At 69.9% G+C, this 12854-nt stretch carries 11 protein-coding genes; 10 read left to right on the top strand and 1 reads right to left on the bottom strand.

What is annotated here, in order from left to right; all coding sequences use genetic code 11:
- The first annotated feature begins 34 nt into the window (after positions 1-34).
- Complete coding sequence (locus BKH20_RS05790) at positions 35-973, top strand: PAC2 family protein (RefSeq protein ID WP_075390304.1); 939 nt, start codon at positions 35-37, stop codon at positions 971-973.
- Positions 974-1046: 73 nt separating this feature from the next.
- On the opposite strand, the gene BKH20_RS05785 is transcribed toward BKH20_RS05790, so the two are convergent.
- A complete protein-coding gene (locus tag BKH20_RS05785; protein WP_256693046.1) occupies positions 1047-1874 on the bottom strand; it encodes a spermidine synthase in 828 nt (275 codons plus the stop codon).
- Positions 1875-1961: 87 nt separating this feature from the next.
- Here BKH20_RS05785 and dinB point away from each other — a divergent pair, with 87 nt between their 5' ends.
- From dinB to mraY, 9 genes are all read left to right on the top strand, one after another.
- Positions 1962-3287, top strand: coding sequence for a DNA polymerase IV (dinB, locus tag BKH20_RS05780; protein ID WP_075390303.1), 1326 nt, complete (start codon positions 1962-1964; stop codon positions 3285-3287).
- 68 nt (positions 3288-3355) lie between these two features.
- A complete protein-coding gene (locus BKH20_RS05775; protein WP_075390302.1) occupies positions 3356-3769 on the top strand; it encodes a DUF3040 domain-containing protein in 414 nt (137 codons plus the stop codon).
- Positions 3770-4394: 625 nt separating this feature from the next.
- Positions 4395-4826, top strand: coding sequence for a division/cell wall cluster transcriptional repressor MraZ (mraZ, locus tag BKH20_RS05770; protein WP_003786301.1), 432 nt, complete (start codon positions 4395-4397; stop codon positions 4824-4826).
- A 255-nt stretch (positions 4827-5081) separates the two neighbouring features.
- Positions 5082-6209, top strand: coding sequence for a 16S rRNA (cytosine(1402)-N(4))-methyltransferase RsmH (gene rsmH / locus BKH20_RS05765; protein ID WP_075390301.1), 1128 nt, complete (start codon positions 5082-5084; stop codon positions 6207-6209).
- Positions 6210-6317: 108 nt separating this feature from the next.
- Complete coding sequence (locus tag BKH20_RS05760) at positions 6318-6782, top strand: hypothetical protein (RefSeq protein WP_070662163.1); 465 nt, start codon at positions 6318-6320, stop codon at positions 6780-6782.
- Positions 6783-6788: 6 nt separating this feature from the next.
- On the top strand, positions 6789-8588 hold the full coding sequence (locus BKH20_RS05755) for a peptidoglycan D,D-transpeptidase FtsI family protein (RefSeq protein ID WP_075390300.1): 1800 nt from the start codon (positions 6789-6791) through the stop codon (positions 8586-8588).
- A gap of 106 nt (positions 8589-8694) precedes the next feature.
- Positions 8695-10281 carry a UDP-N-acetylmuramoyl-L-alanyl-D-glutamate--2,6-diaminopimelate ligase gene (locus BKH20_RS05750; RefSeq protein ID WP_075390299.1) on the top strand — a complete coding sequence of 529 codons (1587 nt, stop codon included), beginning with the start codon at positions 8695-8697 and terminating at the stop codon, positions 10279-10281.
- Positions 10266-11717 (top strand): UDP-N-acetylmuramoyl-tripeptide--D-alanyl-D-alanine ligase, encoded by a 1452-nt coding sequence (locus BKH20_RS05745; protein ID WP_075390298.1) that lies wholly within the window; start codon positions 10266-10268, stop codon positions 11715-11717. The genes BKH20_RS05750 and BKH20_RS05745 overlap by 16 nt, the downstream gene beginning before the upstream one ends.
- On the top strand, positions 11714-12814 hold the full coding sequence (gene mraY / locus BKH20_RS05740; protein WP_075390297.1) for a phospho-N-acetylmuramoyl-pentapeptide-transferase: 1101 nt from the start codon (positions 11714-11716) through the stop codon (positions 12812-12814). The genes BKH20_RS05745 and mraY overlap by 4 nt, the downstream gene beginning before the upstream one ends.
- The last annotated feature ends 40 nt before the right edge of the window (positions 12815-12854 follow it).

Below are 12854 nucleotides of genomic sequence, written 5' to 3'. Positions count from 1 at the left end.
GGATGAATCAGACCAGACAGGAGGAGACGGGCTTGTGAGACCACTGTTCACCATCCAGCACCCCGCGGATCAGCCGATCTCCCCGAGGGTCCTCATCCACCACTTCGAGGGCGCCATGGACGCGGGCAACGCCGGCGCCCTGGCCGTCGACCAGCTGCTCATGACGCTTCCCAGCGAGCGTGTCGCCACCTTCGACATCGACGCCCTCGTGGACTACCGCGCCAGGCGTCCCACGATGACCTTCGTCCACAACAACTACTCCTCAGTCATCATGCCCGAGCTGGTCCTGGACCTCCTCCATGACGACGACGGCGAGGACGTCCTCCTGCTCCACGGCAGCGAGCCGGACTACCGCTGGGACGAGTTTGTCGGAGCCGTGGCTCACTTGGCGGTCTCCATGGGCGTGAGCCAGGCCGTCGGCATGAGTGGCATCCCCATGGCCGTGCCCCACACGCGCCCGACCTACGTCCACCACCACGGCAGCCAGCCCGACCTGCTGCCCAACCAGCCCGAGCTCTTCGGGCACGTTGAGCTGCCCGGGTCGATGTCGGCCTACCTCGAGCTGCGTCTGGGTGAGCTGGGCCTGGACTCCCGTGGAGTCTCGGCCGCGATCCCGCACTACGTGGCCCGCGACGAGTTCCCGCAGGGGGCCTCGGCGCTGCTGACCGCCATCGTGCAGGCCACCGGCCTGGCACTGCCGGTGGGGGACCTCGAGGCCGCCGCCAGCATCAACCGCGCCGAGATCAACGCCGAGGCCGCCCAGCAGCCGGAGGTCAGCGCCGTCGTCTCCGCCCTGGAGGCCCAGTACGACGCCATGGCCCCCAGGATCGCCATTGATGAGGTCGACACGTCCGCACCGATCCTCAACCTGCCCAGCGCCGAGGAGATCGGCGCACGCCTGGAGGCCTTCCTGGAGGCCAACGACTCCGGGGACCTGGGGCCCCAGGGCTGGAACCCCGGCCGCGGGGGCTGAGCGGTACTGGGCGGTGCGGGGAGGCCCCGAGCCGGCTTCGCCGGTCAGCCGTCTCATACGCCTCATACGGGGGCTAGCCGCCCTCGGGTCGCGGAACCGCTGCGTCGTCGAGCGACCAGGTGCGCACCGGCAGCGGCAGACGGCGCACCGCGCGCTCGACCTCCTCGAGCTCGCCCGCCGTGAAAGGGGTCTGGCGGGCCACCAGCACCAGGTTGCCCCGACGCCTGCCACGCACCGCGGCGGGGTCGGCGACGATGACTGCGCGGGAGACGTCCCCACCCAGGGCCCTGGTGAGCGCCGTGATCTCAGCGCCGGCCCGGGCGCGCGGCATGGAGGCGGTGTTGACCAGCAGCAACCCGTCAGGCGCCAGTGCCCTCAGGCAGGAGTCGAGGAACTCCTGGCTCCTGCAGGAGGCCGGCACACTCCCGCCGTCGAACACGTCACGCACCACAACGTCCCACTGGCCGGGCCGCAACCCTGCGACCACCTTGGCGGCGTCACCGACCCGGATTCTCAGCCTGGGGGATCGGGGCAGGTCGAACCAGGTCCGCACCTGGCTCGCGAGAATCTCATCGATCTCGACGGCGACCTGCTGGGAGCCGGGGCGGGTCACGTCCCACGCCTTGGCCAGGGCGCAGCCCGCCCCGCCCAGGTGGAGCGCCCTGAGGGGACCGCCCTCGCCGCGCAGCGCCGTGAGCACCGCGTCCATCTGCTGGTGGTACTCGAAGTCCAGGTGGGAGGGGTCGCGCAGGTCCAGGAAGGAGGACTCTGCGCCATCGAGCATGAGGAGGATCCCGGTGTCTCGCGCCACGAGCTCGGCCGTGGCCAAGGAGGTGCGCACCGGGCCCTGGGGCAGGCCGGTCAGCGCCGGGGCCCCGGAGGTCCTGCGTCTACGTGTCACAGCCCCACGGTAGCCTGAGAGGAGCGCGGGCGGACTCCTCCGGTCCCGTCAGCCGGTGAACCAGCCGCGGTCGTCGAGGAGGTGGAGATGAGCAGGGCGCCCCGTTCCCAGGCCGCGCGCCGGTCCTGGGGGGACGATGACTCGGCCACCCCCATCATCCACGTCGACATGGACGCCTTCTTCGCCTCGGTCGAGCTCCTCGAGCACCCCGAGCTGGCCGGCCGCCCTGTCATCGTCGGCGGCCGCGACGGCCGGGGCGTCGTCTCGGCCGCCTCCTACGAGGCCCGAGCCTTCGGCGTCTCCTCGGCGATGTCCATGGCCGAGGCCTCCCGCCGCTGCCCCCAGGCCGTGGTCCTGCCCGTGCGCCACGGCCTCTACTCCCGGGTCTCCGCCCAGGTTATGGCCGTCCTGGCGGAGGTCACCCCCGTCCTGGAGAAGGTGAGCATCGACGAGGCCTTCCTGGACGTGACCGGGGCCAGGCGCCGCATGGGCTCCCCGGTGACCATCGGCCGCTGGATCCGCGCCGAGATACGCCGGCGAGTGGGCGTTCCGGCCTCCGTGGGCATCGCCTCCACCAAGTTCATCGCCAAGCTCGCCTCCTCCCACGCCAAGCCGGACGGACTGCTCCTGGTGCCGGCCGCCTCCACGCAGGACTTCCTCAACGTGCTGCCGGTCGGGGCGCTGTGGGGCGTGGGCACCCGGACCCAGGAGATCCTGGCCAGGTGGGGGATCCAGGACGTGCGCACCTTGGAAGGCACCGACGTGCGCCGCCTGGAGAAGATCCTCGGCCGGGCCGCAGGACACCACCTGCACGAGCTCTCCCACGGCGTCGACCCCCGCCGGGTGGAGCCGGTGCGCGAGGAGAAGTCGGTGGGCACCGAGACCACCTTCTTCGAGACCCTCACCGACCGGGAGCACGCTCGGCGGGTCCTGCTGGACCAGACCCACCAGTGCGCCGCCCGCTTGCGCGCGGCGGACCTGCGCTGCCGTGTCGCCGTCCTCAAGGCCCGAGGGGCCGACTTCACCACCGTCACCCGCTCGCGCACCCTGGCCACTCCCACCGACCTCGCCCAGGACATCTGGGAGACCGTCTCCTCGCTCTACTCCGCCCTGCCCACCCCGCCCGGCGGCTTTCGCCTCCTGGGGGTACGGGTCGAGGGGCTGCTGCGCCCCGACGACGGTGTGCAGCTCCTCCTGGACGAGGACCCGCGGCGCGGCGCCTCCGAGCGGGCCGCCGACGCCGTGCGCCGCAGGTGGGGCGCCGACGCGCTGGCCCCGGCCAGTCTTCTTCCAGAAGGCGGCACCACCAAGGCGCCGCTCGGCCAGCAGGGGCGACGCGGGCGAGGCCCTCGTCGATCCGAGCAGGAGAGCCGACCTGCGTCCCGGCCAACCTCCTCGGAGAGTTTCTCCTGAGCCGTCACAGCGCTTATCCTGGCCACTACGGCGCAGATCCCCGGCCCCGCCCGGAAGCAAGGAGCATGATGGCACTGTCAGAGCGAGAGCAGCAGGTCCTGCGAGACCTGGAATCGCAGCTCCATGAGGATGACCCCGAGCTGGCTCAGACCTTCCAACGTCAGGAGCGTCGGCTCTCACGGCCCTCGCCCCGCCACATCGGTGGCGGTGTGGCCCTGGTCCTGGTCGGCCTGGCGCTTCTCATCGCAGGGGTCTCAGTGCCCCACAACCTCCTGTCCATCCTGCTGGGGGTCGCGGGCTTCCTCGTGGCCGTCGGCGGGGTGGCACTGGCACTGACCCGGGTCGAGAGCACGACGAGCCCACGTCAGTCCGCGGCAGGTCGAGACAGGCCCGCCAAGGGTGCCAACGGCGGGAAGAAGCGTTCCTCCTTCATGGACCGCCAGTCAGAGCGCTGGGATCGCAGGCGCGACTCAGAGGACTGACCAGCTCACACCAGCCCCTCCTCCCTCTCAGCTCCACCCGCATCCCCGCGCCCCTCAGACCGCGTCAACGCACGCCGATCCCCATCTCCCTCCACCACCCCCACTTCCCTCCACCACCCCGCTTCCCTCCCACCGGCACTGCCCCACAGGTCCTGTCTCCAACGCTCATCCGTTCGAGACAGGACCTGAGCGTCTGGAGGGGCCGATCAACCCCCGGCGGACCTCGCGAGGTCGGGACAGAATCCTGAGAATCTCAAGGAACTCATCGGATTCGAAAGAGCTGCCTCAAGAGCGGCCCGGCTCTGCTCGTACCGCTGTGCAGAGGCTCTGAGCCTCACCCGAACTCTGCATGCAGGCCGAGTGGACTCTGCTTTTTTCCTGGATATCCACCACGCCGAGGAAGGTGGTGGTGAAGGCCTCCCTCCATCCGCCCTCCACCTCCCTCCACTTCGTGTGAGGAGGCAGTGAACTGCGGTTATTCCAACGAAAAGTGAGAGGCCTGGATGGGTGCTTCGTCGTCGGCGATATGCGGTTGTGATGCTGTCGAGGAGGAGGGGTGGGAGAAAAGGGAGGGAAGTGGAGTAAGGTGGGGTGCACGGGGTCGTCGAGGGGAAGGAGGTGGCTCATGTTCCTGGGGACGCATGCACCCAAGCTGGACGAGAAGGGCCGTCTCATCCTCCCGGCGAAGTTCCGTGAAGAGCTTGCGGGCGGCGTGGTCCTGACCCGAGGTCAGGAGCACTGCCTGTACGCCTTCACCGCCGCCGAGTTCGAGCGCATGTACGCCCAGCTGCGTGAGGCCCCCCTCGCTCAGAAGCAGGCGCGTGACTACGTGCGCGTCATGCTCTCGGGGGCGGACTCGCAGATCCCGGACAAGCAGGGGCGTATCACGCTGCCGGCGCCGCTGAGGGCCTACGCGGGCCTGAAGAAGGACCTGGCGGTGATCGGAGCCGGCGCCCGGGTGGAGATCTGGGACTCCGAGTCCTGGAGCACCTACCTGGCCGCCCAGGAACAGGTCTTCGCCGACACGGCCGAGGAGATCATTCCCGGCTTCTTCTGACCCCGCGACCTTGTCGACAACTGAACAACACCCGACGGACCGCACGCAGACGCCAACAGAGCTCTGGTGAACCATCTCGTGAGGTCTCCGCCCGATGTCGAGTCCGACGCCTCTTCCCCGGCGCCGGAACCACGGGAGGAGTCCTGGCGAGGTGGCCGCCTCCCGGTCTGTCGGGGGAGCGTCAGATATCGAAGACCTATCAGCAACTGAGTGCCAGTCGGGTACCCGGTCCAGCACCAGAAAGGAGTACGCCTCATGACCAGCTCACAGGCGCAGGCATCCGCTGCCGACGCCATCGGCCGGCACGAGCCGGTGCTCCTTGAGCGCTGCCTGGACCTGCTCGCCCCCGCCATCGAGGGTGCTGCTGACAGTGCGTCGACGGCAGGCCCGGCCCAGCCAGTCATGATCGACTGCACCCTGGGCATGGGGGGCCACACCGAGGCCGCGCTCGAGCGCTTCCCGTCCCTGAGGGTCGTGGGCATCGACCGCGACCCTGAGGCGATCGCGCTGGCCTCGGCGCGCCTGGCCCGCTTCGGGGACCGCTTCATCGCGGTTCAGACGACCTACGACGCCGTCAGCCGGGTGGCTTGTGAGCACTCCGCTCGTGCTGAGGGAACCGTGGACGCCGTCCTCATGGATCTGGGGGTCTCCTCCCTCCAGCTCGACGAGGCCTCGCGGGGCTTCTCCTATGCCCGCCCGGCACCTCTCGACATGCGCATGGACCAGGGCTCGGGAATGACCGCCCAGGACCTGCTGGAGACTGCCGACGCCGTCGAGCTCACCCGCATCCTGCGCACCTACGGCGAGGAGCGCTTCGCCTCGCGCATCGCCGCCGCCATCGTGCGTCGCCGCGAGTCCGGGCAGCCGGTGGCCAGCACCCAGGAGCTGGCCGAGCTCGTCCGTCAGTCCGTGCCCGCAGCTGCTCGGCGTAGCGGTGGGCACCCGGCCAAACGGACCTTCCAGGCGCTGCGCATCGCCGTCAACGCCGAGCTCGACGTCCTGGAGCGGGCCGTGCCCCGGGCTCTCAACAGCCTGCGCGTGGGAGGACGCCTCGTGGTGGAGTCCTACCAGTCCCTGGAGGACCGCATCGTCAAGCGGGCGCTGGCCCACGGAGCCACCTCCCGGGCGCCCCAGGACCTGCCGGTCGTCCCCGAGGCGGACCGTCCCTACCTGGAGCTGATCACCAACGGCGCGGAGAAGGCCGATGCCCGCGAGCTCGACCACAACCCCCGCTCAGCACCAGTGCGACTGCGGGCAGCCGCCCGCCTGCGTCCTGCAGACCAGGCTCCTTCACCGCAGGCGCCTGCGCCCGCCGGCGGTCGGGGACGGGACCCCGGGCACCGGAGCGGTCAACGCACCACGCGCCGACGCCACCACAGCTAGGCGGCCCCGCCGCTCCAGACACCCGCGGACCGCCCCAGGCGGTCAACGATCCCACTGCACCATCGTCCATCCACACCAGTCCAGCTACGCCACAGGGAAGGCACATTGATGAGCGCCACTGCTACTGCTCGAGTCACCCGCCCGATCGCGACGCGGCGCACCGCCCAGGCAAGTGGTTCCACCAGCACCCAGGGGCGCACGGAGGCGGGCTCGGTCAAGCGACCCCAGCTGCGCGTCGTCAGCGGTGCCTCCCGGGCCGCCTCATCATCCCTTCCCTTCCTGACCGTCATCATCCTCGTGCTGGCCGGGGCCCTCATCACCTCGATGCTCCTCAACGCCAAGATGGCTGACACCGCCTACCGGATGAAGGAGAAGCAGATCGAGCTCAATGTCGCCGAGGACCACGTCGAGACGCTGCGCACCCAGGTGCAGGAGGCCTCGGCGCCCGACGCGCTGGCCGGCCGCGCCAAGGACCTCGGGATGGTTCCCGCCGCCGCCCCCGGCGTCGTCGACGTCAACAAGGGGCAGCTCACGGAGGGGACCCCCGCCCACGCCGCCAAGAGCGGGAAGTAGGCGCCTGTGAATCCCTCGCGTCGTCAGGCGCTCCAGCTCGGGGGGCTGCTCGTGTTCACCGCACTGGCCGGGCGCACCGTCTACGTCCAGGCGGTCGAGGGGCCGGAGCTGGCCCAGAAGGCGAAGGCCGAGCGCACGGTCACCTGGGTCAACCGAGCCCCCCGCGGCGACATCACCGGACGCGACGGCACCGTCCTGGCCTCCTCTGCGGTCAGCTACGACGTCGGCGTCAACCAGTCCGCCATCGCCCAGTACGAGCGCACCGAGATGCGACTCAACGAGTCCACCGGCGTCAATGAGAAGGTCGTCGTCGACTACGGGGCGACTGCGGTCGCGGCCCAGCTGGCACCGATCCTCGACGTCGATCCCCTCGAGCTCGGAGCCAAGCTCGTGGGAAACCGGAGCTACGAGGTCATCGCCCAGGAGGTCTCTCCCGATACCTGGCGCAAGATCAAGGCTCTGGACATCCCCGGGGTCGAGCCCGACCAGCGCACCCGACGCACCTACCCGGCCGGGACCGTGGCCGGCAACGTCCTGGGCTTCACCCACGAGGGCGAGCACAACCGCGAGCTCATCGGGGCAGCCGGGCTGGAGCTGACTCAGAACAAGCTCCTGACGGGAACCGACGGCAAGGGCAGCGAGGAGGTCGGGCGCAGCGGCGTCATCATCCCCACCGGTGAGCAGGAGGACGAACCGGCCAGGCCCGGTGTCACGGTGCGCACCACCCTCAACCCCGACCTGCAGTCCATTGCCCAGGAGACCATCGACAAAACGGTTGCCGCACAGCACGCGGACTGGGGCATCGTCATGGCCATGGAGCCGGCCACCGGCAAGGTCGTGGTCCTGGCCGACTCCAACTCGGTCGACCCCTCCGACCCCTCGGCCACATCCGAGGAGAACCGCACCGCCCGCAGCGTTCAAGCCGTCTTCGAGCCCGGAAGCGTCGGGAAGGTCGTCACCTTCGCCGCCGCTCTGGAGGAGGGGGCCGTCAAGCCCGAGGACACCTGGACCATCCCCTACACCTGGACCTCGGCCAACGGACAGACCTTCAAGGACTCCCACGAGCACGAGACCCAGACCATGACCACCGCCGGGGTCCTGGCGGAGTCCTCCAACGTCGGCACCGTGCAGATCGGCGAGAAGCTCGCCGACGACGTCCGCTACAAGTACATGAAGCGCTTCGGCTGGGGACAGGCCACGGGCGTCGAGATGCCGGCGGAGTCCGACGGCATCCTCTACCCGCCCAGCTCTTGGGACGACCGCACCCGCTACACCACCATGTTCGGACAGGGTGTGGCCTGCACCACTCTCCAGTCCCTCCAGGTGCTGGCCGCCGTGGCCAACAAGGGCGTGCGCGTGGCCCCGCGCGTCATCGACGCCTGGATCGACGCCAACGGCAAGCAGACCCCCCAGAAGCGCCCCGAGGGGGTACGCGTCATCTCCGAGGCGACGGCCAAGACCCTCACCGAGATGCTCATCGGCGTCACCCAGGAGGGCGGCACCGCCGAGTCCGCCTCCATCAACGGCTACCTGGTGGCCGGCAAGACCGGAACCACAGAGATCCTCACCGACGACTCCACCGTGGCCTCCTTCGTCGGCTTCCTGCCGGCTCGCGACCCGGTGCTGGCCATCGCGGTCATCGTCAACCGGCCCGAGGGAATCTATGGAGGCACCGTTGCCGCCCCCGTCTTCCGGGAGGTGGCGCTGGCCGCCATGCAGGCGCTCAACATCGCCCCGGACCCGAGCGTCGTGGCGGCCCGGGCCGCTCGCAACGGTGCCGGGGGAGAGCGGGACGCGAACCAGTGAGGTGGCCTATGAGGTAGACAGCGTGACCACCAGCACCTCGGCGAAGTGAGCCGGAGGGGCTCTTGTGGAACATCGACAGTGGAAGGTCGCGATAGATTGAGGAACTATGAGCAACCACGCCTACGAGTCGGCCGCCGCCCTACGGCCGAGCTCTAATGGTCCCGTCCCCATCAGCACCTTGAGCGAGCGCTTCTCCCTGGCGCCCGCCTCAGCTGAAGATGCCGCCGCCCTCAATGACCTGAGCATCCTGGGGGTCAGTGTCGACTCCGGCGACACCGCACCGGGAGAGCTCTTCGTGGGACTGCCCGGTTTCACCGTCCACGGCGCCCGCTTCGCCGCCGAGGCGGTCGCCTCCGGTGCCGTTGCCGTCCTGACCGATGCCGACGGCGCCCAGATCGTCCACGAGTCCGCTCCCGGAACCCCGGTCCTCGTGCACGACGACCCCCGTGCCGTCGTCGGCCCTCTGAGTGCCGAGGCCTACCACCACCCGGCACGCGGACTGATCACCACCGCCGTCACCGGAACCAACGGCAAGACGACCACCGCCTACTTCCTCGACGCCATCCTGTCCGCCCACGTCGGCGCCTGCATGGTGGCCGGAACCGTCGAGCTGCGCGTGGGGGAGCGCTCCGTGGAGTCCCCGCGCACCACCGTCGAGGCCCCCGTCCTGCAGCGGATGATGGCCCTGGCCGTGGAGGACGGGGTCGGCGCCGCCTCCCTGGAGGCCTCCAGCCACGCCATCGTCCTGCACCGGCTCGATGGGTTCGTCGTCGACGTCGCCGGCTTCACCAACCTTCAGCGCGACCACCTCGACTTCCACAAGACCATGGAGGGCTACCTGGAGGCCAAGGCGCAGCTGTTCACCCCCGAGCACGCCCGCCGCGGCGTGGTCTGCGTCGACGACCAGTGGGGCGCGGCCCTGGCCGCTAAGGCCCCCATTGAGATCGACCGCGTGCGCGCCTACCCCGGGGACACCCCCGCCGACTGGTGGGTCGGTGACGCCGCCGTCTCCCTGACCGACTCCGCCACCACCTTCACCCTCCACGGGCCCGACGGCGAGCAGATCGAGGCCTCCTGCCCCCTGCCCGGACTCGTCAACGTCCAGAACGCCGCCCTGGCCCTGGTCATGGCCATCCGTGCGGGGGTACCCGCCGCCACGGCCACAGCCGCCCTGGCCGGTGCCCACAACATCCCCGGCCGGATGCAGCGCATCAGCCAGCGCGACGGCCGACGCGGCCTGTGCATCGTCGACTTCGCCCACACCCCCGACGCCATGGAGCTGGCCCTCAAGGCCGTGCGCCCCATCACCCCGGGGCGCCTCATCGTGGTCTTCGGCTCCGACGGCGACCGCGACCAGGGCAAACGGCCCATGCTGGGTGAGGTGTGCGCTCGCCTGGCGGACGTACTGGTCGTCACCGACGAGAACCCCCGTAGCGAGGACCCCCAGCTCATCCGCAACGCCATCCTCGACGGGGTGCGCGGCGTGCGCCCCGACCTGAAGGACGTCGAGGAGATCACCACCTGGCGCGGCGACGCCGTGCGCCGGGGGGTCGAGCTGTGCGGACCCAACGACACCGTCATCGTCACCGGGAAGGGGCACGAGCCCTTCCTGGAGATGGCCGGGGAGTTCATCCGCTACAACGACGCGCCCGTGATGGCCGAGGCCGTCGAGAAGAAATGGGGACGGGCATGAGGCTCAGCCTGAGTCAGATCGCAGCCGCCGTCGGCGGCAGGCTCATCGGCCCGGACGTGCCCGTGACCGGACCGGTCGTCACCGACTCGCGCCAGGCCGCCGAGGGCTCACTGTTCATCGCCGTTCACGGTGAGCGCACCGACGGCCACGCCCACCTGGGATCGGCCGGGGCCCTGGGTGCCGTCGGAGCCATCGTCTCCGACCTGGAGGCCGCCCGCAGCGGACTGTCCCAGGGGCAGGCCGAGACGCCGACCATGGGGCTCGTCCTCGTGGAGGACACCGTGACGGCCCTCGGCGCGCTGGCCCGCACCCACCTGGAGGGGCTGCGCCGGAGCGCAGCCGAGCGCGGTGAGCGTCTCACCGTGGTGGCGATGACCGGCTCGGTGGGCAAGACCACCACCAAGGACCTCACCCGTCAGCTCCTGGCCGCCTCCGGACCCACGGTGGCGCCCCGGGCCAGCTTCAACAACGAGATCGGTCTGCCGCTGACCGTGCTGGAGGCCGACGAGTCCACCCGCTACCTCGTCCTGGAGATGGGGGCATCCGGACCCGGGCACATCGCCTACCTCACCGACATCGCCCCCCTGGACGCGGCCGGGGTCCTCATGATCGGGCACGCCCACATGGGCGGTTTCGGCTCCATCGAGGGCGTCGCCGCGGCCAAGGCCGAGATCATCGCCGGCCTGCTGCCTGAAGGGACCGCCGTCCTCAACACCGACGACGCCCGCGCCGCCGCCATGGCCGAGCTCGCGCCGGCACGCGTCCTCACCTTCTCCGCTCAAGGACGACAGGCCGACTTGAGGGCTGAGAACGTGAACCTGGACGCGGCCGCCCGAGCAGCCTTCGACCTCCACCTGCCCGGGCTCGTCGAGCCCCGACGCGTCCAGCTGGCCGTCGCCGGCGCTCACAACGTGTCCAACGCCCTGGCCGCCGCCGGCCTGGCCCTGGCCGCAGGACTGGACCCCGAGCTCGTTGCCGACAGGCTCGGCTCGGTGAGCATTAAGAGCCCCCACCGCATGGATGTGTCGGAGCTCGGTGGGGATCTTCTCCTTATCGACGACTCCTACAACGCCAACATCGACTCCATGACGGCGGCGCTGGCCGTGCTGCCGGCTCTGGCCGGGGGGCGACGTCGCGTCGTCGTGATTTCCGAGATGCTCGAGCTGGGGGAGTCCTCGGCGGCCGATCACGCGCGCACCGGAGAGCTAGCGGCCCAGGCCGGAGCCGCTATGCTCATTGGCATCGGCTCCACCCAGGAGGCACTCGAGGCGGCCGGGGCGCGAGGGGTCGAGGTGGTCGGCTTCGATGATGCCGCGACCGCCATCTCCCAGATCGACGCTCTGCTGTGCGACGGCGACGCCGTCCTGGTCAAGGGCTCCAACGGCTCGGGCGCCTGGCGCCTGGCCGACCACCTCAAGGAGGTTCGTCCCCGATGACCGCCATCCTCATCTCCGGCGTGGTCGGACTGGTGGGCACCCTGCTGGGGACCCCCCTGCTCATCCGCTACCTCCACGCCAAGGAGTACGGACAGTTCATCCGCCAGGACGGGCCCCAGGGACACTTCACCAAGCGCGGCACGCCGACCATGGGTGGCCTCGTCATCATCATCTCCACCGTCCTGGGCTACACCCTGGCCAATCTCACCCAGCTGCGCACACCGCGCGCCTCCGGGGTCCTGCTGCTCTTCCTCGTCGTCGGACTCGGGCTCATCGGATTCCTGGACGACTTCGAGAAGATCTCCAAGCAGCGCTCCCTGGGGCTGAGGGCGTGGCAGAAGATCGTGGGGCAGGCGATCATCGGCGTCGGATTCTCGGTGGCGGCCCTGCACTTCGCGGACCGCAACGGACTGACCCCCGCCTCCACCCGGATCTCCTTCGCCCGGGACTCGGCGATCAACCTGGCCTTCGCCGGCAGCGTCGTCGGGCTCATCCTGTTCATCCTGTGGGCCAACTTCCTCATCACCGCCTGGTCCAACGCCGTCAACCTCACCGACGGACTCGACGGACTGGCCGCCGGCGCCTCGGCCATGGTCTTCGGCGCCTACACGCTCATCGGTGTGTGGCAGACCAACCAGTCCTGCAACTACGGTCACGAGACCATGGTCCCCACCACCTGCTACCAGGTCAGGGACCCGCGAGACCTGGCCATGATCGCCGCCGCCCTCATGGGGGCCTGCTTCGGCTTCCTGTGGTGGAACGCCTCACCGGCCAAGATCTTCATGGGCGACACCGGGTCCTTGGCCCTGGGCGGGGCCGTCGCAGGACTGTCGATCCTGACCCGCACCCAGTTCCTCGCCGTCATCCTGGGCGGACTGTTCCTGGCCGAGGTCATGAGCGACATCATCCAGATCGTCTCATTCAAGTCAACAGGCCGACGCGTCTTCCGCATGGCTCCCCTGCATCACCACTTCGAACTGGGAGGATGGACCGAGGTCAATGTGGTGATCCGCTTCTGGATCATCGCCGGCCTGTGTGTCATTGCGGGACTCGGTCTCTTCTACGCCGAGTACCTGCGCCAGCTCATCTTCGGATGAACCGGGATGCTCGGGCCGCCGTGACCCGACCCCTTGAAGC

The organism is Actinomyces oris (genome assembly GCF_001937445.1).
GTDB lineage: Bacteria > Actinomycetota > Actinomycetes > Actinomycetales > Actinomycetaceae > Actinomyces > Actinomyces acetigenes.
Note: the sequence above shows the minus strand (reverse complement) of the source record. Positions and strands in the feature narration are given on the sequence as shown.